At 50.6% G+C, this 21,555-nt stretch carries 24 protein-coding genes and 1 riboswitch; all 24 genes read right to left on the bottom strand.

All coding sequences use genetic code 11. From position 1 onward, the window contains the following. Positions 1 to 3: 3 nt before the first annotated feature. Entirely contained in the window at positions 4 to 423 is a 420-nt protein-coding gene (locus MJX74_RS09345; protein WP_240222598.1) for a hypothetical protein, read from the bottom strand. Then, positions 416 to 1,744 carry a FliI/YscN family ATPase gene (locus MJX74_RS09340; protein WP_240222597.1) on the bottom strand — a complete coding sequence of 443 codons (1,329 nt, stop codon included), beginning with the start codon at positions 1,742 to 1,744 and terminating at the stop codon, positions 416 to 418. The genes MJX74_RS09345 and MJX74_RS09340 overlap by 8 nt, the downstream gene beginning before the upstream one ends. Next, positions 1,731 to 2,366 carry a FliH/SctL family protein gene (locus MJX74_RS09335; RefSeq protein WP_240222596.1) on the bottom strand — a complete coding sequence of 212 codons (636 nt, stop codon included), beginning with the start codon at positions 2,364 to 2,366 and terminating at the stop codon, positions 1,731 to 1,733. The genes MJX74_RS09340 and MJX74_RS09335 overlap by 14 nt, the downstream gene beginning before the upstream one ends. Positions 2,367 to 2,368: 2 nt before the next feature. Then, the gene (locus tag MJX74_RS09330) at positions 2,369 to 3,388 is read right to left on the bottom strand and encodes a FliG C-terminal domain-containing protein (protein WP_240222595.1); all 1,020 of its coding nucleotides are present in this window, start codon (positions 3,386 to 3,388) and stop codon (positions 2,369 to 2,371) included. Beyond that, positions 3,369 to 5,096 carry a flagellar basal-body MS-ring/collar protein FliF gene (gene fliF, locus MJX74_RS09325; protein ID WP_240222594.1) on the bottom strand — a complete coding sequence of 576 codons (1,728 nt, stop codon included), beginning with the start codon at positions 5,094 to 5,096 and terminating at the stop codon, positions 3,369 to 3,371. The genes MJX74_RS09330 and fliF overlap by 20 nt, the downstream gene beginning before the upstream one ends. Positions 5,097 to 5,106: 10 nt before the next feature. Next, a complete protein-coding gene (gene fliE / locus MJX74_RS09320) occupies positions 5,107 to 5,424 on the bottom strand; it encodes a flagellar hook-basal body complex protein FliE (RefSeq protein WP_275692734.1) in 318 nt (105 codons plus the stop codon). Positions 5,425 to 5,434: 10 nt separating this feature from the next. Beyond that, positions 5,435 to 6,748, bottom strand: coding sequence for a sigma-54-dependent transcriptional regulator (locus tag MJX74_RS09315; protein WP_240222593.1), 1,314 nt, complete (start codon positions 6,746 to 6,748; stop codon positions 5,435 to 5,437). 17 nt (positions 6,749 to 6,765) lie between these two features. Then, positions 6,766 to 7,620 (bottom strand): OmpA family protein, encoded by an 855-nt coding sequence (locus MJX74_RS09310; RefSeq protein WP_240222592.1) that lies wholly within the window; start codon positions 7,618 to 7,620, stop codon positions 6,766 to 6,768. A 147-nt stretch (positions 7,621 to 7,767) separates the two neighbouring features. Beyond that, positions 7,768 to 7,857: riboswitch (cyclic di-GMP riboswitch) on the bottom strand. Positions 7,858 to 8,162: 305 nt separating this feature from the next. Continuing rightward, the gene (gene flhA / locus MJX74_RS09305; RefSeq protein WP_240222591.1) at positions 8,163 to 10,235 is read right to left on the bottom strand and encodes a flagellar biosynthesis protein FlhA; all 2,073 of its coding nucleotides are present in this window, start codon (positions 10,233 to 10,235) and stop codon (positions 8,163 to 8,165) included. 3 nt (positions 10,236 to 10,238) lie between these two features. Beyond that, positions 10,239 to 11,390, bottom strand: a complete 1,152-nt coding sequence (gene flhB / locus MJX74_RS09300) for a flagellar biosynthesis protein FlhB (RefSeq protein WP_240222590.1) — start codon at positions 11,388 to 11,390, stop codon at positions 10,239 to 10,241. 3 nt (positions 11,391 to 11,393) lie between these two features. Continuing rightward, the gene (gene fliR / locus MJX74_RS09295) at positions 11,394 to 12,173 is read right to left on the bottom strand and encodes a flagellar biosynthetic protein FliR (protein WP_240222589.1); all 780 of its coding nucleotides are present in this window, start codon (positions 12,171 to 12,173) and stop codon (positions 11,394 to 11,396) included. Continuing rightward, entirely contained in the window at positions 12,170 to 12,439 is a 270-nt protein-coding gene (locus tag MJX74_RS09290) for a flagellar biosynthetic protein FliQ (RefSeq protein ID WP_240222588.1), read from the bottom strand. Before MJX74_RS09290 ends, fliR begins: the two co-directional genes overlap by 4 nt. Before the next feature lie 49 nt (positions 12,440 to 12,488). After that, the gene (fliP, locus tag MJX74_RS09285) at positions 12,489 to 13,238 is read right to left on the bottom strand and encodes a flagellar type III secretion system pore protein FliP (RefSeq protein WP_240222587.1); all 750 of its coding nucleotides are present in this window, start codon (positions 13,236 to 13,238) and stop codon (positions 12,489 to 12,491) included. Continuing rightward, the gene (locus MJX74_RS09280; protein WP_240222586.1) at positions 13,231 to 13,593 is read right to left on the bottom strand and encodes a FliM/FliN family flagellar motor switch protein; all 363 of its coding nucleotides are present in this window, start codon (positions 13,591 to 13,593) and stop codon (positions 13,231 to 13,233) included. Before MJX74_RS09280 ends, fliP begins: the two co-directional genes overlap by 8 nt. Continuing rightward, positions 13,590 to 14,465 (bottom strand): FliM/FliN family flagellar motor switch protein, encoded by an 876-nt coding sequence (locus tag MJX74_RS09275; RefSeq protein ID WP_240222585.1) that lies wholly within the window; start codon positions 14,463 to 14,465, stop codon positions 13,590 to 13,592. Before MJX74_RS09275 ends, MJX74_RS09280 begins: the two co-directional genes overlap by 4 nt. A gap of 1 nt (position 14,466) precedes the next feature. Next, complete coding sequence (locus MJX74_RS09270) at positions 14,467 to 14,886, bottom strand: PilZ domain-containing protein (protein WP_240222584.1); 420 nt, start codon at positions 14,884 to 14,886, stop codon at positions 14,467 to 14,469. Continuing rightward, on the bottom strand, positions 14,873 to 15,880 hold the full coding sequence (locus tag MJX74_RS09265) for a flagellar motor protein MotB (protein ID WP_240222583.1): 1,008 nt from the start codon (positions 15,878 to 15,880) through the stop codon (positions 14,873 to 14,875). The genes MJX74_RS09270 and MJX74_RS09265 overlap by 14 nt, the downstream gene beginning before the upstream one ends. Beyond that, positions 15,880 to 16,737, bottom strand: a complete 858-nt coding sequence (gene motA / locus MJX74_RS09260; RefSeq protein WP_240222582.1) for a flagellar motor stator protein MotA — start codon at positions 16,735 to 16,737, stop codon at positions 15,880 to 15,882. The genes MJX74_RS09265 and motA overlap by 1 nt, the downstream gene beginning before the upstream one ends. A 19-nt stretch (positions 16,738 to 16,756) precedes the next feature. Continuing rightward, complete coding sequence (locus MJX74_RS09255; RefSeq protein WP_240222581.1) at positions 16,757 to 17,476, bottom strand: FliA/WhiG family RNA polymerase sigma factor; 720 nt, start codon at positions 17,474 to 17,476, stop codon at positions 16,757 to 16,759. Positions 17,477 to 17,485: 9 nt separating this feature from the next. After that, positions 17,486 to 17,911, bottom strand: a complete 426-nt coding sequence (locus MJX74_RS09250) for a flagellar basal body-associated FliL family protein (RefSeq protein ID WP_240222580.1) — start codon at positions 17,909 to 17,911, stop codon at positions 17,486 to 17,488. A 14-nt stretch (positions 17,912 to 17,925) separates the two neighbouring features. Next, positions 17,926 to 19,158, bottom strand: a complete 1,233-nt coding sequence (locus MJX74_RS09245; RefSeq protein WP_240222579.1) for a flagellar hook-length control protein FliK — start codon at positions 19,156 to 19,158, stop codon at positions 17,926 to 17,928. Further along, positions 19,155 to 19,481, bottom strand: a complete 327-nt coding sequence (locus MJX74_RS09240; RefSeq protein WP_240222578.1) for a hypothetical protein — start codon at positions 19,479 to 19,481, stop codon at positions 19,155 to 19,157. Before MJX74_RS09240 ends, MJX74_RS09245 begins: the two co-directional genes overlap by 4 nt. A 273-nt stretch (positions 19,482 to 19,754) precedes the next feature. Then, complete coding sequence (fliS, locus tag MJX74_RS09235) at positions 19,755 to 20,147, bottom strand: flagellar export chaperone FliS (protein WP_240222577.1); 393 nt, start codon at positions 20,145 to 20,147, stop codon at positions 19,755 to 19,757. A gap of 17 nt (positions 20,148 to 20,164) precedes the next feature. Further along, positions 20,165 to 21,460 carry a flagellar filament capping protein FliD gene (gene fliD / locus MJX74_RS09230; RefSeq protein WP_240222576.1) on the bottom strand — a complete coding sequence of 432 codons (1,296 nt, stop codon included), beginning with the start codon at positions 21,458 to 21,460 and terminating at the stop codon, positions 20,165 to 20,167. Positions 21,461 to 21,555: the final 95 nt, after the last annotated feature.

The raw sequence follows: 21,555 nt of genomic DNA, 5'->3' as shown, positions 1-21,555 counted from the left end.
TGCTCAGCCGGTTACGCGCTGGCGCAGATACATTTGCATTGCCAGTTCGTCCTGCTGTTTTTGCTCGCGCCGTTGTTGTTGCAGTAACTGGCGCTGGCGGCGTTTTTCCAGTACTTGCTCTATGGCCAGGTTGTAAGCTGCCTGTTTGCTGCAGGCTTGTTGCTGCATGGCCACTTCCTGCTGCGCCAAATCGCTGCGGTGCTGCTGTTGCTGTGCCATGTCCTGCATAATGACTTTTAAGCCCGACAAGTTTTGCAGGCTAAGGCTGCATGCCATCTGGCGGCTGGTTTCCATACTGTCGATATGTTGTGCCAGCAGGCTGCTACGCTGTTGTTCGTGCTCGGCCTGACGCTGCAGCTGGCTATGCCGGCTGCGCATGATATCGAAGTTATCCTGCTGTGTTTGCAGATATTTTTTAAGCATGCTGCGCCACCAAAGTTGCCAGTTGTTGTTCAGTTTGGCCGAAATCAACCTGTTCATTTAAACCCTGACAGAGGAACTGCTCTATCTTCGGATACAGTGCCACGGCGCGATCCAGCTCGCTGTCTTTACCGGCCTGATAAGCCCCCAGCGGGATCAGCTCCTGTACCTGCTGATAACGGCTGTATAAACGTTTTAAGCTGTAACAGCTTTTCAGCTGTTGCTCAGAGACAATATTCGGCATAACCCGGCTGATGGAAGCGCCTATATCTATCGCCGGATAATGGCCGCGCTCGGCCAGCTCGCGGCTTAATACCACATGACCATCCAGAATAGCGCGGGCAGCATCGGCTATCGGATCCTGCTGGTCGTCACCTTCCGCCAGCACGGTGTAAATGGCTGTCATGCTGCCACTGCTGTCGCTGCTGTTACCTGCGCGCTCTACCAACTGGGTAAGCTTGCTAAATACCGACGGCGGATAGCCGCGGGTGGCTGGCGGCTCACCAACTGACAGCGCAATTTCGCGCTGTGCCTGGGCATAGCGGGTTAACGAATCAACCAGCAGTAACACATGCAGGCCTTGATCGCGAAACCAGGCTGCCAAACGGTGCGCCAGCTCGGCACTGCGCATCCGCAGCAACGGCGACTGATCGGCCGGTGCGGCTACGACAATGGCTTTTTTCATGCCATCCGGGCCGAGGCTATGTTCAATAAAGTCTTTTACTTCCCAGCCGCGCTCGCCCACTAAACCGACAATCACCACATCGGCACTGGTAAAGCGTGTCATCATGCCAAGCAATTTACTTTTACCCACGCCAGAGCCGGCAAATAAGCCCAGCCGCTGGCCCTGGCCAACAGTAAATAAGCCATTAATGGCTTTTATGCCGACATCCAGCGGCGTACTGACGCCCTTTTTCTGCATTGGGTTTACCGCCGCCAGCTGGCTGCTGATATGCTCACCTTTGGTTAAGGCCGGACCGCCGTCCAGCGGTTGCATCAGGCCGTCAACTATCCGCCCCAGCAGTGCCCGGCTTACGGTAAGCGCACCGGCACTTAGCAGCGGCTTTACTCTGGCGCCGGTTGTCAGCGCACTGGCATTGGTAAGTGGCATTAAAAACGCCTGCTCGCGGTCAAAACCTACCACTTCAGCTTCAACCCACTGGCCGTCCTGCATTTCTACCTGATAACGTTGCCCTAATGTGTACTGGCCACCGGCTACGGTAAGCACCATGCCATTTACCCTTACCAGAGTACCAAAGCTCTGATATAAGGCACCGGCATCTAACTGGCTGCCTGCCTGTTGCAAGCGGTCAAGCAGGTTCATTGTTGCTCTCCAGTTGTTGTTTTAACTGCGGCAGCATTTGCGCCAGGCGCTGGCGAAAATCGAGTAGATGTAACTGAGATAAGCCGACAAATTCAGCACTGCCAGCCACCAGCCGGGCATCGGGTTGCAGCTTTATATTGCCAAGGGTGACGATGTCCAGCTGCTGCCACAGCGTAAAGTCTGTCGGGGCCAGCCGGATAGTGTCAATCTGTTCGTTTACCTGCAATAAAGCTAATACGCTGGCGATAGCCTGCTGCAAATGTGCCGGCTGCAGGCTAAGTTCAGCCTCCAGCGTTAATGTCGTCAGTTGGCTAACCAGTTCAAATATGGCCTGTGCCAGTTGTTTTTCCTGATGCTGCTGTTGTTGCTGCAATTGCTGTTGTAACTTCTGCAATTGTTGCTCAAACTGCTGCCGCAGTTGCTGTATCGCTTGTTGCTGGCGGGCATCAGCCTGTTGCAGCGCCTGTTGCTCGGCTTGCTGTTGTGCCTGCAGCCGCCCTTGCTCTGCGCCCTGTAGCCGGCCTTCCTGCACGCCGCGCTCATAAGCTTGTTGCAGTTGCTGCTCCGGGCTTTGCCTGCTCAGGTCGCGCTGCACACCGGGAAAACGATACAGATCTGCCATAATTATCCCAGTGTTGCTTCTTCGTACAAACGGTAATCCACTTCGCCTTTGGCCATCATCTGGCGGATCATGCGCATTATTTCGGCCCGGGCTGCTTCAACTTTGGTAACAGTTTGTGCTTTGGTACCTTCAATTTGCTGGCGGTAAACCTGCGCCAGCCGTTTTGGCAGGGCCGACATAATGCTGTCCAGCATCGCCGGTTCACAGCCTTTTAGCGCCACTACCCATAGCTCATCCGGTATTTCGTTCAGCAGATGAGCCAGCACATCTTCGCTTTGGCGCGCCAGTGAGCCAAAGTCATACATTTTGTCCTGTACCGCTTCGGCCGTTTCGGCGTTATGTTGTTTTAGCAGCTCCATTACCTCGGCTTTATTGCCATTGTAGCGGTTCATAATTTCAGCCACTTTTTCCACGCCGTTAACGCGGGCACCAACCTGTTCGCCGACAAATTCAATGCAGGCTTCCAGTGTATGGCGCAAGTCGTCCATTACGTGTTCGCTGACTTCACGCAGGCTGGCAATACGGAACAGAATGTCGTCATGCTTTTGTTTTGGGAATAATGCGATGACGGCTGAGGCTTGCTCGGGCGGTAAAAAAGCCAGCAACAGTGCCTGCATTTGCGCATGCTCCTGCTCTAAAAAGCGTGCCAGCAACTCAGGGGGGACCCACTCCAACCGGCGTAAATCATCCGCCAGTGCGCCGCCGTAGATATCATCCAGCATACCGCGCGCCAGCTTGCGACCTACGGCTTTGTCCAGCGCCCGCTCCAGGTACAACCTTGAGGCACCGCTGACACCACTTTCGCTGCGGTAGCAGTCAAAAAAGTCGTTTAAAATTAATGCCACATCGTCTTGCGTTACGTTGGTGATCTTTGCCATACGTTCTGACAAAGCTTTAACCTCATGCCGGCTAAGCTTTTTTATAATGCCGGCTGCATTTTCTTCGCCCATGCTGAGCAGCAGAATGGCCGCCCGATCTAAATCGGTAATAGCGCGGCTATGTTCAGACCTTAGTTGATTCAATGCTGACTCCTCGCTCTACCCAATATTTAATCACTGCGGTTACCCTGTCAGATTCTTTACTGGCCAAGAGCTGCATATGGCTGATTTGCTCAGCAAATTCAGAACCAATCTTGGGCAGGTTCATGGCGTTAAAACCCGCTTGCGGCATATCACCCTGAGCTGCATCTGTGCTGTTATCTGGGGCATTTTTCACACTAGGCTGCGAATCTAGTGCTGAGAGTGGTTGATCCGACAATGCCGTATAGGCGCTGTCTGTTTCCGGCTCGCGCTGTTTTTTGCCACTGATCAGATGGTTAACCAAAGGCCTTACACCAAACAGGATCAGCGCCAGCGCAATTAAGCTACCAAATACATAGCGGGCATATTCTTTCACCTCAGGCAGTTGCCACCACGGCAAACCAGCCTGTGGCGCGCTTGACAGCTCGGCAGCGACAAAACCAAAACTGGTAATATTAAACTGATCGCCACGTTCAGCCTGAAAACCGGTCGCCGTTTTTACCATTTCGCCCAATTGCTGCAGCTGAGGCTGAGTCCAGCCGGCATCACCTGCGGCAGCTTCATTTACCAGCACTGACACACTCATCGACTTTAACCGGCCCACTTCAAAGCGGGTGTGGGTAACGGCGCGGCCATTATCAAACTGACGGCTGCTTTCATTGCGCTCGGAGGTACGCTGGTTATTGTCATCAGCTTGTTGGTCTGCCGGCAAAGGAGGTTGGTTTGCCAACGCACCAGGAATGCCCATCGCCAGTTGATCGAGGGTAGTATCGGTTTTTATGGATTCAGACCGCATTACCGAGGCAGGGTCCACTGCTTCGCGGGTTTCTTCTACCACACTGAAATCCACGTCAGATGAAATCTGAATGCGGAAATTGCCATCGCCCAGCACAGGCAGCAGCATAATGGCGGCACGCTGCTCAATATTACGCTCCAGTTTCTGGATAAAGGCCAGCTTTTTGTCGGTTTCTTTGCCAATCGGGGCGTCGTCGTACAACTCGCCGGTAAGTAATTTACCCCGCTGATCAACCACCGACACTTTGCGGGGGTCCAGCCCCGGCACACTGCCGGTGATCAGGCTAACGATTGCTTCAACCTGTGTCGGTTTAAGCTCATAGCCCGGTGCTAAATCTACCATCACAGAAGCGGCAGATTTCTCTTCCTGGCGGCCAACAAATAAATTACGTTTTGGCACGGCCAGATGCACCCGGCTGTTACGTACGCCGTCCATAGTGATGATAGTGCGCGCCAGTTCACCTTCCAACGCATGCTGGTATTGCATGGACTCCATAAACTGGCTGGTGCCCATGGTTATTTTTTCACCAATGGTAGACAGCCCTTCTGGCATCGCGGCTTTAATACCGCGGGCAGCCAGTGTAATACGGGCATCGGCCAGGCGGTCTTGCGCCACCATAATATTGCCGGTGTCGGTATCAATACGAAAGGCGACTTTTTCTTTATCCAGAATTTCCAGAATACTGGCTTTGTCGTAATGCTCCTGATTGCCATACAAGGGCACATAGTTTTTTGCTGAAGTCCACAAAATCAGTACTATCGTTGCCGCCACCAGCGTAGCCAGCAGCGCGATTGACGCTATGCTGCGATCACCACCCGGCAGCCGGTTAAACCGGCTGGACAAATTAATGACTTTCTCGCGAAAGTTACCCTCGATATGTGCCGGGGGCATTTGTTTTACCACTTCGCCTTTCATTGCATTGTCCTTACAGTGACATCCGCATTACATCATCAATGCCGCTCAGAACTTTATTACGCGCCTGCAGCAACATAGAGAAACTTAAACTGGCTTTCTGGCTGGCAACCATAGCACCTACCACATCGTCAGACTGGCCGGTGTCTACTGCCGTCATCATGTCGGCAGCGATATTCTGCTGCTGATTGATTGACCGGATCACCTGGGAAAAATCGCTGCCGATGCCGCTGTCATTGTTAGCCGGTGCAACGCGCTCATTGCTGGCAACCTGTTGCAGTGCAGTCATCATATCCAGCATCTGGCTTTGGCTGTTTATTGGTGAAATCATCATAAATTCCTTAAGAAGCTAATGCGTCTATGTCGACACCATGCTCACGCATGGCGGCTAATTTGTAGCGCAGGGCACGGGTACTCACCCCCAGAGCCTGTGCGGTGCGGGTGCGATGGCCATTACATTTGTTCAGTACATCGAGAATGTAATCAAACTCGGCATTTTTCTTACTTTGCTTAAGCAGGCTGGCACAAATAGCGGCGGCCTGCGGGTGGCATTGCGGTAAATTCAGATCGGCAACCTGTAGTTCAATGCCGCGCGCCATAACCAGGGCCCGCTGCATTACGTTTTCCAGCTCACGCACATTGCCCGGCCAGTTATACTGCAGCATCACATCGGCTGCGCCGCGGCTTAAACGGTATTTGCCGTTGCCGTACTTGTTAATAAAGAACTCTGCCAGTGGCAAAATATCATCACGCCGCTCGCGCAGCGCTGGCCAGCTTAGTGGCAAAACATCCAGCCGGTAGAATAAGTCTTCGCGAAATAGCCCCTGCTCTACCTGAGTGCGCAGGTTTTTATTACTGGCGGCAATAACGCGAATATTCAGCTTAATACGGTTGTTACTGCCAAGGCGCTCCAGTTCACGCTCTTGCAGCACCCGCAATAATTTAGCCTGCAAGGCCAGTGGTAACTCAGAAATTTCATCCAGCAAAATACTGCCGCCGTTGGCCGCTTCAAATTTACCAATTTGCTGGCTGACAGCGCCGGTAAAAGCGCCTTTGTTGTAACCAAACAACATGGCTTCAAGCATATGTTCCGGTATAGCCGCGCAATTAATGGCAATAAAAGGTTTATCAGCACGATCTGAAGCCTGATGAATAAACTGCGCCAATCGTTCTTTACCGGTACCGGACTCGCCCAGTATTAATACGCTGGCTTCAGTTTGCGCGGCCCGGTTAGCCAGTTGCAGGATCTGACGGCTGGCATGCGACACTGCCACTAAGTCTTTCAGCCCTTTGCTCATGGCTGTAGCGTTACGGATTGAGGTTTTTAACTGCGAGGCAAAAAAAGGTTTAAGTAAATAATCAATAGCGCCGCTTTGTAAGGTATCGGATGCCAATTCGCTTTGGTCATTATTGACCATACTGATAATTTGCGCGGCAGGTAGCTTGCGGTACACCAGCGTGACCAAATCCGGTAACGTCATTTGCGGCATACCACTGTCAATAAATACCAGTGCTGGCTGGTAGTCATGGCACAGGCTGATAATCTCAGTCACGCTATGGGTGTGTAATAAGCGGTAACCTTCAGCGCTGATACATTGCTGCGCCTCGGCACCAGGTTTTTGTTGGTCTATCCATAACACGTAGGGTGAATTCATGGTTAGTCAGATCCTGCTCAGGAAGTGGTTCGGATTAACCGGATAGACACCCGGCGATTAGATTGCTCAGCCTTGCCCTGGCTGTGTAATAACGGATAACGATTACCATGGGCACGTACTTCCAGCATGCTGGCTTTTACCCCCAGCTCAATCAGTTGCGCGGCCACTTCATCTGCTCTTTCTTTTGATAGCTGCCGGTTAGCCAATACCGTGCCAACGTCGTCGGTATGACCGTCAATAAGAATTTTGTTCACTGCAGGGTCAAGTTGGAGATAGCGCGCCAGTTTTTGCAATACCGGCAATTGCGTGCGGTCAACCAGGCGCTGGCCTGAGGCAAAAACAATATCGGTATCACGCGCCTGCTGCCATGACAGTGGCGACATTTTCGCCACACAGCCGCGAAACTGCTCTACTGCCTCGTGGCCACGCACGCTGGTAAGTAACAGCTGTTGCTGCTGGCGGCCGTTGCTCAGATCAAACTGTAACCAGGCCCCCGCCTGCACTTGCTGAAATAACGGTAACGCCGCCTGCAAGAAACTTATCTGGCTATCATGATATAACTCGGCAATATAGGGTGGGCTTTGTGGTTGGATAACATCAGGCTGCCAATCGGCACTGCGCGCAGCAACTGTGGCTTGCTCTAAAGCGGGATAAGGCTGTGCCAGTTCTAGCTCCAGTTGCAGCGGCTGGCCGGGTTGCTGGGAAAAACTCACCTGGCCCAACCCGCTAACCCGCTGTTGCAAACGGCAATGAAAGGCGCTGCTGTCAAGCTGCCACTGCGCCTGCTCGGCTGGCTGGATCAGCACTGAGCCCGCAATGGCAGTGCCAATTGCAGAGGTGCTAAACCACAAGCTAAGAGAAAACAAAGACACATTGATACCCTTTTATTTAACCGCAACCGGTATCGCAACGCGATACGCCACTGGCTAAGAAAATAAAAGGAAAACTGCATAGAAAGCGCTCAGCACTGACACGGGCAGCCGTGCAGGCAGAGACACATCACGAGGATGTCGCCAAGCTAATGCAACCCCGCTATCGTAACGTTTTTAAACGCCGTAGACCGGAGGCTTTGCGTCCTGCCCTTTCGGTGCAGTTTGCCTTTTAATTGTCTTAACTGGCTCATAAACCTTAAAATGATTTATGAACCTAAACTGAATAACTTTAAAGATATCTAAATTACTATTATCTGGCAAGCCAAACTTTAAAAAGATCTTTCATGATCTTAAAGATCATGTAGTTAAAACTACATATTGTTACATATTCGGTCGCATTTCAGCGCTAACTGCTCAGACCAGCCCTGAACTAAAACTGACTAACTATTTACAAAGCTTGCACAACTATCTAAATACACCGTTTAGCTTAGCGCAGTGCTGTGACAGCGCGATGACAGCTCAGGCCAGCGAAACACCTCACCTTAGCCCAAAGCACCAATTACATTTACCCGCAATGTTTCCGGGATTTCGTTATAAGAAAGCACTGCCAGCGAATTTTGTGTAAAAGTGCGGGCATAACGCGCCAGCAGAGGGCGCAACTGCGGCACGACTACCAATGCCGGTGTATGGCCCTGTTGCTGCATCTGGCTGCAAATTAATGGCATATTGCGCTGAAACTGGCTTAGCAGATTAGGTGCTACCGGAAAGCTGTCTAACGCGACTTTGCCTGCCTGCATTGCTTGGTTGAGCGCACTTTGTAAGGTTTGCTCCAGCTTTTCATCCAGTGTAAAGGCTGCCAGCTCGTCTTTGTCGCCACTGATTTGCCGCACCAGTGCCCGCTGCAGTGCACAACGTACATCAGAGGTGAGCAAAATGGGATCTTTGGTCACTTCGCTGCTGTCGAGCAAGGTGCTGGCGATAGTCAGAATATCACCCAGGCTTACCTGCTCACGTAGCATCAGCCGGTATACTTTTAGTTGCACTGTTGCGCTGAGCGCTTTATCCAGCGCTTCAGCCAGTACCGGGGCGACTGCAGCCAACCGCTTATTCAGCTGCTTGACATCTTCATAGACAAACAGCTCAGATAAGTTTTCTTTAATGATTTTGCCAGCATGGGTGGCAACAATGGTCGCCAGATCAACCACCGAATACCCCAGGTTCAACGCTTTGGCACGGGTATTATTGTCAACCCATACTGCTTCGAGGCCATAAGCCGGGTCACGGGTAATTTCACCGTCCAACTGGCCATAAATTTCGCCGGTGTTAAGCGCCAGCAATTGCTGCGGGTTTAACCGCCCGCTGGCTAAAGGCACCCCGGCCAGTTTAATCCGGTATTCCTGCGGGTTGAGCTGCAAATTGTCGCGTACCCGCACTTCAGGTAATAAAAAGCCGCTTTGCTCTGACAGCGTTTTACGAATACCGCGTAAGGTTTGCACCAGCTCTTCGCCTTTATCTTTGTCGGCCAGATACACCAGACGAAACCCCAACTCTATTGATAAGCGGTCAACATGGGGGATATCGTCCCACGCCAGTGCTTTTGGTGTTTGCGCTATGCTCTCGGTTAACAGTTCAGCCTGCACCAGCTCGCCTTTGTCTACCCGCTGTTGCAGGCGCCAGGCAACATACACCAGTGGCAAACCAAAGCTGACAAAGGCCAGTGCCGGCATACCCGGCACCAGCCCCAGGATCAGCATAATACCGCCGGTGGTCAGCAGCACCCTGGGTGATGCCAGCAACTGCTTGCCGACTTCATCAGACATCTCGCCTTCATCATTCATCCGGGTAACAATGATCGCCGCAGCAACAGCCAGCAATAAGGACGGGATTTGGGCAACCAGGCCATCACCTATGGTAAGCAGTGCAAAGCGCTGAAAGGCTTCGCCCATACTCAAGCCATGCTGGAATACCCCGATGCTGATGCCACCAAGCAGGTTAATCACCAGAATAATTAAACCGGCAATAGCATCGCCACGAACAAACTTAGACGCACCGTCCATTGAACCATAGAAGTCTGCTTCGCGAGCCACTTCATTGCGCCGCTCTTTGGCTTGTTCCGGGCCAATAAGGCCGGCGTTCATATCAGCATCTATGGCCATTTGCTTGCCGGGCAAAGCATCCAGCGTAAAGCGGGCAGCCACTTCGGAAATACGCTCGCCGCCTTTGGTGATAACCACAAAGTTAATCACCATCAGAATGATAAACACCACCATACCGACAACATAGTTGCCGCCAATCACCACTTCACCAAAAGCCTGGATCACCCGGCCAGCAACATCTGAACCCTCATGACCATGCAACAATACTACGCGGGTAGAAGCGATATTCAGCGTTAACCGCATTAAGGTGGCCACCAGCAGCACCGTGGGGAATACCGAGAAATCCAGTGGCTTTTTGCTTGATACCGCAACTAACAGTACGATCACCGACAGCACTATGTTGAAGGTAAACAGTGCGTCAAGCATCCAGGCTGGTAGCGGTAATACCACCATCGCCAGAATAGCCAGCAGCAATACGGGAATAGCAGTATAAGGTTGGGTAAGAGTACGCCAGTTCACTGTTTAACTACCTCGGACATTAGCTTTGTCTAACAACGATTTCGGAATATCCAGTGCCGGCAATGGTGCCGGTTGCTGGCCACGGCCCTGCTTGTAGGCTTTTAACTGCATAACATAGGTCAGTACATAGGCGACTGCCGTATACAAACCTTTGGGTACTTCCTGATCAACACGGGTGGAGTAATAGATGGCCCGTGCCAGTACGGGCACTTCTAACACTTCTATCTGATGGCGTTGGCCTACAGCCCTGATACGCAGTGCCATTTCATCTATGCCTTTGGCCACTATATAGGGCGCTTTGGCATCTTTTTCACTGTAGCGGATCGCCACAGCATAGTGTGTTGGGTTCATCACGATAACATCGGCTTTGGGCACCCGCTCTTCAATGCGACGGTTGGCCATCTGAAACTGGATCTGGCGGATACGGCCTTTTATCTCCGGGCTACCATCAGCGGATTTCCGCTCTTCTTTTACTTCCTGCTTGGTCATTTTCAATTCTTGCGCAATTTTGTGTGCCTGATAAGGCACATCAATTGCCGCGACCAGTAATAACGCAGTCACCGTTAACATCAGACAAAGTGCCAGCAATCCCATGCCTTCCTGTAAGGCAGCATTAATGTCCAGCCGCTGCAACATTAATAGCCGTTGCCATAATTGACTAAGAAATAAGTACAGGCAGCCGGCCAACAGCGCGATCTTCAAAATTGACTTACACAGTTCTACCAACGAATTGAGGCTAACCATTTTGGCCAACCCTTTTAGCGGGTCCAGCTGTTTAAAACGCGGGCTAAATAACTTAGCAGAAAAAATATAACCGCCCGGCATACCGCCAATAATCAGCATCGCCATAAATAGCAGAAACAAAAACGGAAACAAGGTTGCCAGCATATCGCCAATCGCTTGCCCTACCGCCAACGGCATCAATTTCTCATCGGCCAGCATGGCTTTGTTCAACTGTAAACTACGCTGCATTAACTGCATAAATAGTGTCAGAAACAGCTGGGCAAACCACAGTAAACCGGCCACCCCCATCATTAACAGTACCGCTGTATTGAGCTCTTTAGAGCGGGCAACCTGGCCTTCTTTTTGCCCTTTTTCTAACCGTTTCGCTGTAGGTTGTTCTGACTTTTCCTGTGCGCTATTTTGCTCTGCCATTAGTTATCTCATCAGCAAATAAAGGTTATCCAGCATCTCGTTAATCATCGCAGAGAAACGATAGCCGGTTTGCACAACAGTCAGATACACACAAACGAAACCCAGCACCATATTCATCGGAAAGCCAAGCACAAAAATATTTAGCGATGGCGCAGCGCGGGTAGCAACACCAAACGTCAGGTTAACCAATAACATTGCAATTACGCCGGGCAATGCAACCAGCAAGGCCGCACTAAACATCCAGCCGAACATTTGCAACAACACGGTGATATTCAACTGATATAAACTGGTGCCTACCGGCCACAGTGAAAAGCTGTCAACCAGTACAGCAAGCACCAGCAAATGGCCTCCCAGCGCAAAAAATAACAGTGCTCCCATCATCCAGAATAAATGCCCCAGTAACGGTGCCGAGTCACCGGTAGCCGGGTCCATCATCGTCGCCATCGACAACCCCATTTGCATCGACAACATCATTCCTGACATCATCAGTACTTCAAACAGCATACGCACTGCTAAGCCCATCATAATGCCAAAGCCAATTTGTTCGAATGTGATTACAGCAGCATCAAGTGATAAGGGATCTACGGCTGGCATAGCTGAAAGCAACGGGCTAAGCAAAAAACTAATAAACACTGCCAACAGAATTCTGGCCCGCGGTGGTACACCGGGGTTATCAAAAGCCGGCATTGCCCACAGCAAGGCGGATAAGCGCACAAACGGCCACCAGACAGCACCAATCCAGCTCATCAGTTCAGCACTGGTGAGCGAGATTAAGGAGGTCATCCAAATACTCCGGGGATAATCAGCATCAGATTACGAAACCAGTCTACCAAGGTTTGCAGGATCCAGTTGCCGGCAAATATCAGCATCAGTAACGTCAGCACCATGCGGGGCAAAAACGTCAGGGTTTGTTCCTGAATAGACGTAGCGGCCTGGAACACGGCAATAATTAAGCCCAGGATCAGGCTGGGTACCACCATGACCAACAAAATTTTGATGATGGTGTACACGGCCTGTGCCACAAGCTCTGTACTCTGGTCCGGGCTCATTATTTTACTCCGTTCATGGCTAATATCATGGCCTTTCTCAAGGCTGATCTCACGGTATAGTTCCAAAAGTTGCCGCCAGGGTACCCGCGACCATAGACCAGCCATCAGCCAGCACAAAAATCATTAACTTAAACGGCAGGCTGATAATAAGCGGTGATAACATCATCATACCCATTGACATCAACACGCTGGCCACCACCATATCAATAATCAAAAATGGCAAAAACAACATAAAGCCTATCTGAAATGCTGTGGTCAGCTCGCTTAACACAAAAGCCGGGATCAACACTTCAATTGGCACATCAGCCGCGGCCATGGTGGTAGGCTCCTGAGCTATTAGCAAAACCTGATGCAACTCACTCTCGCGTGTTTGCGCCAGCATAAATTGGCGCAGTGGTTGCTCTGCGCGTACCAGGGCTTGCTCAAGCGTCATTTCGTCAGCCTGATACGGCTTAAATGCGTTTTGATATACGTCCTGCCACACCGGGCGCATAATCAGTAGTGTCAGCATCATTGCAATAGCAACCAGTACACGGTTAGGCGGGCTTTGCTGTAATCCCAGTGCCTGGCGCAAAATAGCCAGCACAATAACAATGCGGGTGAACGAGGTCAGTACCATCAGCATGCCGGGGATCAGGCTTAAAACTGTCATCAACAGCACAATTTGCAGCTTTACGCTGTAGTCCTGGCCGCCGTCGGCATCGCGTACCGATAACAGTGTTAAATCATTTGCCATTGCCGTACCGCTAAGCAACATAGCCGCCAGCAGTATCAACAGGGTTTGCAACGGCTTACTCATGATGCTCAGGTGTCGTCTTGCGGTTGACAAACTTAAGGCCATATTTGCCGTCGACCATCACCACTTCCGCTTTGGCAAACAGCACACCGTTTACTTTTACATCCAGCGCTTCGCCTACGGCTTTATCCAGCGGCAGCACGTCGCCGACACTGGCCCGGCTAAGCTCACCGAGCGTAACTTCAGTACTGGCCACTTCTAACGTGACGGTCAGCGGCACATCACGGAACATCGACAAGCCATCACCCGGGGCGGTGGCGCCATCGCTGCTTTGCTCGAAGATATCGTCCATCTCCATCATATCCAGCCCGGCTAAAGCCGCATCCAGACCTTTGCTGTTATTCAGGTTTTCGCTCATGCTTGTTTCTCTTTATTAACGATATCAGTAATCTGGAATACCAGGCTGTTGGCTTCTTCTGCCACTTTGCCCAGAAATAACGCTGTCTGGTTAAGCTGTAATGTCATAGCGCTGCCAAATTCTATTGGCAGCACAGCTCCATCCAGACAAGCCTGCAGCTGGCGCAAACTCACTTTTTTGCGCACCATCTCAACCCGGCACTGCACCGGCACCTGCGGCCAGGGTGATACATCTACTGCACTGGCGCTGATAGCACTGTGATGTTGCGGTGCGATAAAGAACTCCAGCGGCAACCATAGAAACCAGCTAATCACATCGCTGCCAAGCAACAAGCGCACCTTTAACGGCAGATACTGAAACCGGGTAGGTTCCATTTGTTGTTTTATGGCACTGGCCGGTAAAGCCGACTGTTCTTTAAACAACAGTTGTTGCATGGCCTGTAACTGGCGCTGGGCGATACGGCTACAAATGCGCAGCTCTGAAGCACTTAGCTCAGTTTTTTCATCGCCAGGCAGCACTTTACTCAGCTGGCCACCCAGCGATAAGTCAGCCAGATGGTGTACGCTGGTGTAATCCAGCGCCAGATAACAGTTGGTATCAGTTGGCACCAACACCGGACACTGCAACAACAACCGGCCAGGCTCTGCCAGCCAGCTGTCAAGCGCACTACCCTGGCATAACGTCAGTTCAATATTAAATTCGACATCGGTCAGTAATTTGCTCAGTTCTATCTCTACTGCCTGCGCTAAATCAGGTAAGCGCTGTTTCGCCTGTTTACTGGCAGCGCTAAACCGGCGCTGGTCCAGTGTCAACGCAAAAGGCTGGCAGTGGGCAGCCTGTTCAGCCGGGATCAGCAAAGTGGGAGTTTTCATCTTATTCATCTGTAGTTACGTTATCTGTCGCACCGGTATCGCGTGATGCCCGGTAGGCTTTTTTACTTAAGCGGCGCAGTAAATTCAGCCGCTGTTCACGCTTGGCATCCAGCCAGCTGATACCAAGAAACACCAGCTTGTCGCTGACCTGACGGCGGTATACCACCTCAGCTTTAATCTTAAACTGGTTGTCATATTCAACCATGACGATATCCGGTACCGTTTTTGCCAGCGGCACCAGTAAACCGGCACCGCCCAGGCTCATGTCTTTTACCACTGCCTGACATATCTGGCTGCCAAATAAGCCGCTCTGCCACAGTTTTACCGCTATACCTTTAGATTGAATAGCCACAGGCTGACTTTGGGCGCTAAAGTACCAGCGTAAATACTTGCGCGAAGCATCAGGTTTAGTTGCTACCATCGGTTATCCTTATTCCTGAACGGCCAACGGGTTGATTGCGCTGTGCTTCTTCTGCTGCTTGCTGGACGGCGTTGTTCTGGTTATCGGGGGAAAACAGCTGGTTTAATTCCGCCTCGGCGGCACTGGTTAAGATCAGCAATTCAATGCGCCGGTTAGCGCTGTCGCCACGGTCTTGCTCGTTTAGCGGCCGGGTAGCGGAAAATGCCGCCACCTGCGCTACCCGCTCAACCGGCATGCCACCGGCAGCCAACACCTGGCGGGCCTGCAAAGCACGATCGCCGGATAATTCCCAGTTGCTGTACTGGCTGCCACTAAACGCCGTGCTGTCGGTATGGCCGGAAATGATCAGTTTGTTTTGTACTTTTTTAAACACCGGCCCCAGGCTTAGCAGCAAGTCTTCAAAAAACGGTGTCATACGCATTTGCCCACGGATAAACATTTGCTGCTTTTTATTGTCGCGAATAATAACCCGCAAGCCCGAGGGCACTATGTCCAGTTGGATATGATCCTGCGCCATTAACTCTGCTGCCACCTGTTCAAAGGCTTGCAGCAATAAACTCAGTTCAGCCGGGCTGTCAAACTGGCCATCAATCAGTGAATTTAGCTTATCGCCCTTACCTGCCAGCGGCCTGTCGTCACCTGAGGGTACCTGCAAATATTCCGACATACCCGGCAGCGGGTTATCCGGCGGTAAAGTGTTAGCAGAATTCTGATCTATCACCGAGGGTGTGCCGCCCAAATCGACCGGAAACGGGCTGTTACCCGGTTCAAACGGCGCCGGGCTGCCCTCGAAAATGGAATGGGTGCGCATATAGTTGGCAATCTCGGCGCGCTCTTTCATATTGGAGACTTCTAAAATCCACAACACCATAAAGAACGCCATCATTGCCAGCGTAAAATCGGCAAAGGCGACTTTCCAGGCACCGCCGGATTTGGCTTTGGCGGCGCTACGCTGACTGCGCTTAATAATAACCGGCGAGCTGGAGCTGTTCATCAGGCGGCCTTATCGTTAATCCACTGTTCCATCGTGGTAAACGACGGCTTCTGCTCTTCGTTAATCATCCGACGGCCAGAGTCAGTTGCTACTATCGCCACATGGCCTTTAGCATGGGCCACCAAAATAGCGCGTACACATTCAAGCAGTGCAACCTGCTTTTTCACATACTGTTCCATCGCTGAGCTCAACGGCGCCATCAGACAGTAGCAGCCAAAAATACCAATAAAGGTGCCTACCAGTGCAGCCGCAACGTGATAACCAATATTGCTTAGCGGGCCATCCAGATGCTGCATGGTAATGATAATGCCGCCCACCGCGGCCAAAATGCCAAAACCCGGCATAGCTTCAGCTATTGAATACATGGCTGAAGATGGCTTTAACTTTTGCTGTTCAATGGTATAAATTTCCTGCTCCAGCAGGCTGTCAAAGTCATGCGCGTTTAGTTTGCCCATGCTCATCAGTCGTAAATTGTCACAAACAAACACCACCAGCGCCTCATGCTCCAGCACCAATGGGTAAGCGAGAAAAACCGAACTGGTATGCGGGTTTTCGACATGTTCGTCCAACTCACGTAAGCCTTTACTTTTGGCCAGATCCAGCAATGAATACATTAATAACAACAGCTCGCGGTACAGCGCACTGCTGTCTTTGTGTTTTATAAACTGCGACTTCAACTGCGACCACATTTCTTTTAACACATAGCTGGAATTACCCACTACCAGAGCACCGAAACCGGCACCGAAAATAATAAGAAACTCAGCAGGTTGCCACAGTGTTGCCACATTGCCACCGGCAAACATATAACCACCGACCACAGCGCCCAGTACGATAATAAAACCTACAATTTTTTGCATTGTTCTGCTTCCTGTGCCTTTACCATTGCGCCAGCTTTTTGCTGAGCATTTCCACCGATTGCTTGTGCAACTGGCAAACCCTGGACTCGGTTAACTCCAGCACCAGCGCAATCTCTTTCATATTCAACTCATGGGTGTAATACAGCTGTAGCAACAATTTATTGCGCTCGGGCAGTAACGCCATAGCCTTTGTCAGTGACAGCTTAAGCTCGAACTGGCTTAAACTGCTGCTGCCAAGCTGAGCCTCGGCTTGTTGCTCTAGTAATAAATCCAGGCTTTCCATCGCCTCTGCCTGGCCAACATATTGCAGCTCAAGCAAAGTCTTTTGATCAATATTCAGCGCCTGACACAGCTCGTCATCAGTGGGTACACGCCCCAGTTGTCGTGTAAGGTCACGGCTTTTATCCCGCAATTGATGCGACTGCTGGCGTAACTGACGCGGCCGCCAGTCGGTGCGGCGAAACTCATCCAGCATGGCGCCCCGCACACGCTTAAAGGCATAAGACTCAAACTGTTCGTCAACATCACGGCCGTAGCGGCGCAATGCACTTAGCAGGCCCATCAGGCCAATTTGTTGTAAGTCATCTTTGTCTACCATACTGCCAACCAGGCTGCGTAGATGCGCCGCCGCCCGTTTTACCAGATAGCCGTAACGGTTCAGTAAGGCACTTTCCTGCGCCGGGCTGAATTTAAAACTGCTCGGTTGTTCCGGATCAGACCATTGGGTTGTTGCCAGCATAAAACGGCCTTACTGAATAAACACGTTGGTGACCAGCGCCTGTTCAATCTGATAACTGAACTTGTTCTGGCGCAGCGTCTGGTTAAATTTATCCAGCAACACGGTTTGTACCTGCTGGATATCTTTAAAAGCATTTTTCGCGTCGGCGTGGCTGGTATTGCTAAAATGTTCTACCAGCGTGTTACGCAGCAAAGGTGATGCGTCAGGCAGTTGCGCCATTACCTGGCTGTCATGGCTGACTAACGTAAGCTCAAGCACCAGGTAACGCGAATGTTGGGCATTGTCTACACTGATGACAAAGCGCTCCATCGGATAAAATAGTGGCTTTTGCTGCTCAGTTACCTCGTTATCCGGCGTCCCTAACCAGAAATAAGCTGCACCACCACCGACGGCCAGCAACAATACTGCTGCAATCACTAATACTAAAACTTTCATGTCTTACTGTTCTCCTATACCAGCCGGTTTAACCAGCCAGTGGTTAGCTGCGCTGAGTTGGTGCTGGTTACTTCTGTTACGTCGTCGGTAAAATGAGCCGCAATGTGCTCAGACGCTGCACCTTTTTGCTGCTCAGACTGTTGTTGTGATTGCTGGCGCACATCTATATCAAGCAACTGCTCACTACCCATGCGTTGCGCCAGTTGCTGACGCAACTGCTCCAGATTCTGCTGCATAGCTTCACGCATCTGGTTATTACTGGCGTACAACTGCACAGTAGTGCGATCACCATCAATGCTGACACTTAATTCAATTAGCCCAAGCTGCGGTGGATCTAGCCGGATTTGCGCACGCTGTATGTGCTGGCCCAGTTGCAGATTAATTTTATCGGATAATAAATGCACCAGTTTCTGGCCCCACTGGCTGCTTTGCAAACCCAGTTGATCAGCCTTCCACTGAAATGCAGACTCTGGTGCGGTTGTTGCAGGGGTTGTTGCAATAACAGCTGTTTGTGTGGCTGCTATGCCGCTAACCCCGCTGCTATCAAAGCTCTGTGGGCGGGCCAGCTCAAGAGCCTGGCGGATGAAATGCTGTAAAGACACTGGCGAGGCTGGTAACACAGGGTCTGCGCTTGCTTTGACACTGCTGTAAACGCTGCTGCTTAACAGCGCCGCGTTATACTCATTGTCAGTCATAGCTGGCAACCCTGTAGCACTTTGCTGAGCAGCCTCTGCGCGCCATTGAGTTGACACAGGCAATGGCAAAATATTAACGGCAGAGAACAACCGCGGGTTTATCAGCACTTCTGCAGATTCTTCAGGCTGTATTGGTGTATCTGCAACAACGCCAATACTTGTTTCGGCCGTAATAACCGGTAATACATCTGGCAGTGCACCAGCCACTTGCGCAGCGTCAGCATCTGTTAAATCGATACTAAATATTTCCGGCATTGAATTGACATTTGTCACGTCTGACGTTGCATTGACATCAGCTAATACTGCAACAAGCTCTGGCTGTATATGTGTGTCCTGTAATGTCAAAGCTGCATCTGTATTGTCTGATAATTGCGCCAGCAGTTTTGCATAACTAACGGTATATGGCTTAGCGTCTGGCGACATTAAACCGGGCTCTGCACTATCGGCACTATAATTGTCAGCACTATGATTGGCAGAGCTATAATTAGACGACACCATTGTCACAGTGCTGCCGGAGTTAGCTGTTGGCACACCTACCTGCAGCTGAGTCATGGTATTTCACCTTCGCTGGTTTGCCGATACGCCAGCACGCCGGGCCGGTTTTGGTTAAATTGTTTCATTTGAGTCTCAGTGCGGTGTAATTCATTTTTAGCCAGGGTTAACACCTGCTGATAGCTCTGTCGCAGCGTGCTCAGCTGTACGGCAAATTGCTCACGGGCACCGGCAATATCCAGTTGCTGGATCAACTCCATTAACTGACGATCCAGCCCGCGTAATAGCTGCCAATCCTGCGCTTGCGCTGCCAGCAGCACGTTGTGCTGTAGCTTTAATAGCTGTTTTGCCACATTACCTGCCTGTAAATGGTTTAACGCCACATTCAGCCCCCGTTCAACTTTGTTAAGCCAAATGATTTAGCAACAGTCAGGCCATAATTCAAAGTTATGATTTATATAGAGTTTTATTAATGCCGACAGCAAAAGCGGAAGCATTACTTCCGCCGATCGGAAGTAGAACATTACCGCTTGCCGCTAACGTCCGGTAAGTGCACAGAAATTAGCGGCTTTGACTTTAAATGCACAGAAAAAAACCGCTGGCAAAACAGCGGTTTTTCAATGCGCTAAGCAGTATTAAAATTCGCAGTAAGTTTATCAGGCTGCGCTTTTTGCCAGCCCCTGCCAACCTTCTTGCAGGTTAGTCATTATTACCCTGACAGTATCAATTGAAGTTAAATCGTTTTTCAGGCTGGCATTGAGCAATGCCTGGCCACAGTGCTGATACAGCTTTTGCATATTCGCTGCTATTTCACCGCCATTTTGCTGGTCCAGCGACGCATCCAGCCCGCCAAGAATTTTCAGCATACGCTCAATTCCGGCCGCCTTTTTATCAAAACGTTTAGCCTGAATATGCCCCTCAACCCGGGCTAATTCATCAAGGAAGCCATCAAACAACATTAGTACCAGTTTATGTATATCGGCGCCGGCGGCTTTGCCTTCAACCGACGTATTCTGGTATGCCTGATAACCGTTGGCAAAATCTAACATAAGCTGTCTCTCACTAATTAAAACTGACCCATAGAGCTTTCAAGCTGCGCTATGGTAATTTGCATCTGGGTAAACTGGCTCAGATAGCGCTTAAAGGTTAGTTCCATGGAATAATCATGCCGCTTTTGCTTTTCGGTAACTAAATCCAGGCTGGCCTGCAGTGTTTTTTGCTTATCGCCTAATAAACCGCCATAGCTTTTGCTGTAGGGTTCTACTGCTTTCTCCAGCTTTGCCAGCACACCAGTATCAGAGGTCAGCATAGCTTCCAGCGCTGCTGGGTCATCTTCCAACGCTTTTTCCAGCCGGTCGCTGTTAATACTCAGTTTACCGTTACGGTCAAATTCCAGGCCCACGCTATACAGTGTTTTGCCACCGATTTCGCCCTGAAAAGCCGCGCGTAACTGGCTTTGCACGCTACGCGCTGCACTGTCGTTTTTCAGGTTAGTGTCACCACTGATACTGCTTACAATACCGTTATAACCATCAATAAATTTTTGCAGGTTGGCTTTAATCGCGGTCTGATCCTGGCCAATTTTGATATTCACCGGGCCATCATCAGCAGCTTGTGCTTTAACTAAATCAATCGTTACACCTTCAATCACGTCGGTTAAGCTGTTGCTGGCACTGGTAACACTAATGGCGGTATCACTACCTAAACGTACTATAGCGTCCTGAGCTTTTTTTAATTCCTGCTTTGCCGCCAAAGCTGCAGTAATATCGGCACCGGCAGCATCGGCACCAGCGGTAAAGCCCAGCGTTAGCTCATTGGCTGCACCACTTTCTTCACTGGAAATCACTAAAAAAGTTTCCGTACCACTGCGCATTACGGTGGCTTTAACCCCTTCATTGTCGGCATGGTTATTAATAGCAGCCGCCAGATCACTTAATTTGGCATTGGCGGGTAACCCGGCCATATTGACCGAAAAATTTTTGCCACCTAAATCAATATTAAACTCACCGTCTGTCGCCAGCGCGGCCGTGGGATCAAATGACATTGCTAATTGGTGGTTTTGCGCCAGTTGCTGGACAAAAATATCGTAACTGCCCGCCACAGCCTTGCCGCTGGCTTTAACCGCTAAAGTAGACTCGCTGCTGCTACTGGCCGTATTGGCCAGCAGGCTGCTGTCGGCTTTACGAAAATCTTTTAGCTGGGTTAAAAAGCTACCCATAGAGGTTTGTAGTTTTTTAATGGCATTGAGCTGGGCGGTAAACTGCTTTGACTTTGCCGACAGCAACTGATCTTTACCGGCCCGATCAATTTGCGTGTACTGGCTCGCCAGAGTCTGGGGGTCAATACTTAAATAAGACGCCATAATGTAAACCTTCTACCATCAGCTAATGCTTGAAAAATACCCCGCCAGCTAACGCCAGCAGGGTTATAACACTATCGTTACTGTTAACGTTAAAA

It is taken from the genome of Rheinheimera hassiensis, from assembly GCF_022436675.1.
Taxonomy (GTDB): domain Bacteria; phylum Pseudomonadota; class Gammaproteobacteria; order Enterobacterales; family Alteromonadaceae; genus Alishewanella; species Alishewanella hassiensis.
This window is presented reverse-complemented; position numbering and strand designations above follow the sequence as displayed.

What these genes read in the sequence shown, in the direction of transcription:
- MJX74_RS09345 (WP_240222598.1), bottom strand. Translation starts at nt 423, where the DNA reads ATGCTTAAAAAATATCTGCAAACACAGCAGGATAACTTCGATATCATG.
- MJX74_RS09340 (WP_240222597.1), bottom strand. Translation starts at nt 1,744, where the DNA reads ATGAACCTGCTTGACCGCTTGCAACAGGCAGGCAGCCAGTTAGATGCC.
- MJX74_RS09335 (WP_240222596.1), bottom strand. Translation starts at nt 2,366, where the DNA reads ATGGCAGATCTGTATCGTTTTCCCGGTGTGCAGCGCGACCTGAGCAGG.
- fliF (WP_240222594.1), bottom strand. Translation starts at nt 5,096, where the DNA reads ATGAAAGGCGAAGTGGTAAAACAAATGCCCCCGGCACATATCGAGGGT.
- fliE (WP_275692734.1), bottom strand. Translation starts at nt 5,424, where the DNA reads ATGATTTCACCAATAAACAGCCAAAGCCAGATGCTGGATATGATGACT.
- MJX74_RS09315 (WP_240222593.1), bottom strand. Translation starts at nt 6,748, where the DNA reads ATGAATTCACCCTACGTGTTATGGATAGACCAACAAAAACCTGGTGCC.
- flhB (WP_240222590.1), bottom strand. Translation starts at nt 11,390, where the DNA reads ATGGCAGAGCAAAATAGCGCACAGGAAAAGTCAGAACAACCTACAGCG.
- fliR (WP_240222589.1), bottom strand. Translation starts at nt 12,173, where the DNA reads ATGACCTCCTTAATCTCGCTCACCAGTGCTGAACTGATGAGCTGGATT.
- MJX74_RS09290 (WP_240222588.1), bottom strand. Translation starts at nt 12,439, where the DNA reads ATGAGCCCGGACCAGAGTACAGAGCTTGTGGCACAGGCCGTGTACACC.
- fliP (WP_240222587.1), bottom strand. Translation starts at nt 13,238, where the DNA reads ATGAGTAAGCCGTTGCAAACCCTGTTGATACTGCTGGCGGCTATGTTG.
- MJX74_RS09280 (WP_240222586.1), bottom strand. Translation starts at nt 13,593, where the DNA reads ATGAGCGAAAACCTGAATAACAGCAAAGGTCTGGATGCGGCTTTAGCC.
- MJX74_RS09275 (WP_240222585.1), bottom strand. Translation starts at nt 14,465, where the DNA reads ATGAAAACTCCCACTTTGCTGATCCCGGCTGAACAGGCTGCCCACTGC.
- MJX74_RS09270 (WP_240222584.1), bottom strand. Translation starts at nt 14,886, where the DNA reads ATGGTAGCAACTAAACCTGATGCTTCGCGCAAGTATTTACGCTGGTAC.
- MJX74_RS09265 (WP_240222583.1), bottom strand. Translation starts at nt 15,880, where the DNA reads ATGAACAGCTCCAGCTCGCCGGTTATTATTAAGCGCAGTCAGCGTAGC.
- motA (WP_240222582.1), bottom strand. Translation starts at nt 16,737, where the DNA reads ATGCAAAAAATTGTAGGTTTTATTATCGTACTGGGCGCTGTGGTCGGT.
- MJX74_RS09255 (WP_240222581.1), bottom strand. Translation starts at nt 17,476, where the DNA reads ATGCTGGCAACAACCCAATGGTCTGATCCGGAACAACCGAGCAGTTTT.
- MJX74_RS09250 (WP_240222580.1), bottom strand. Translation starts at nt 17,911, where the DNA reads ATGAAAGTTTTAGTATTAGTGATTGCAGCAGTATTGTTGCTGGCCGTC.
- MJX74_RS09245 (WP_240222579.1), bottom strand. Translation starts at nt 19,158, where the DNA reads ATGACTCAGCTGCAGGTAGGTGTGCCAACAGCTAACTCCGGCAGCACT.
- fliS (WP_240222577.1), bottom strand. Translation starts at nt 20,147, where the DNA reads ATGTTAGATTTTGCCAACGGTTATCAGGCATACCAGAATACGTCGGTT.
- fliD (WP_240222576.1), bottom strand. Translation starts at nt 21,460, where the DNA reads ATGGCGTCTTATTTAAGTATTGACCCCCAGACTCTGGCGAGCCAGTAC.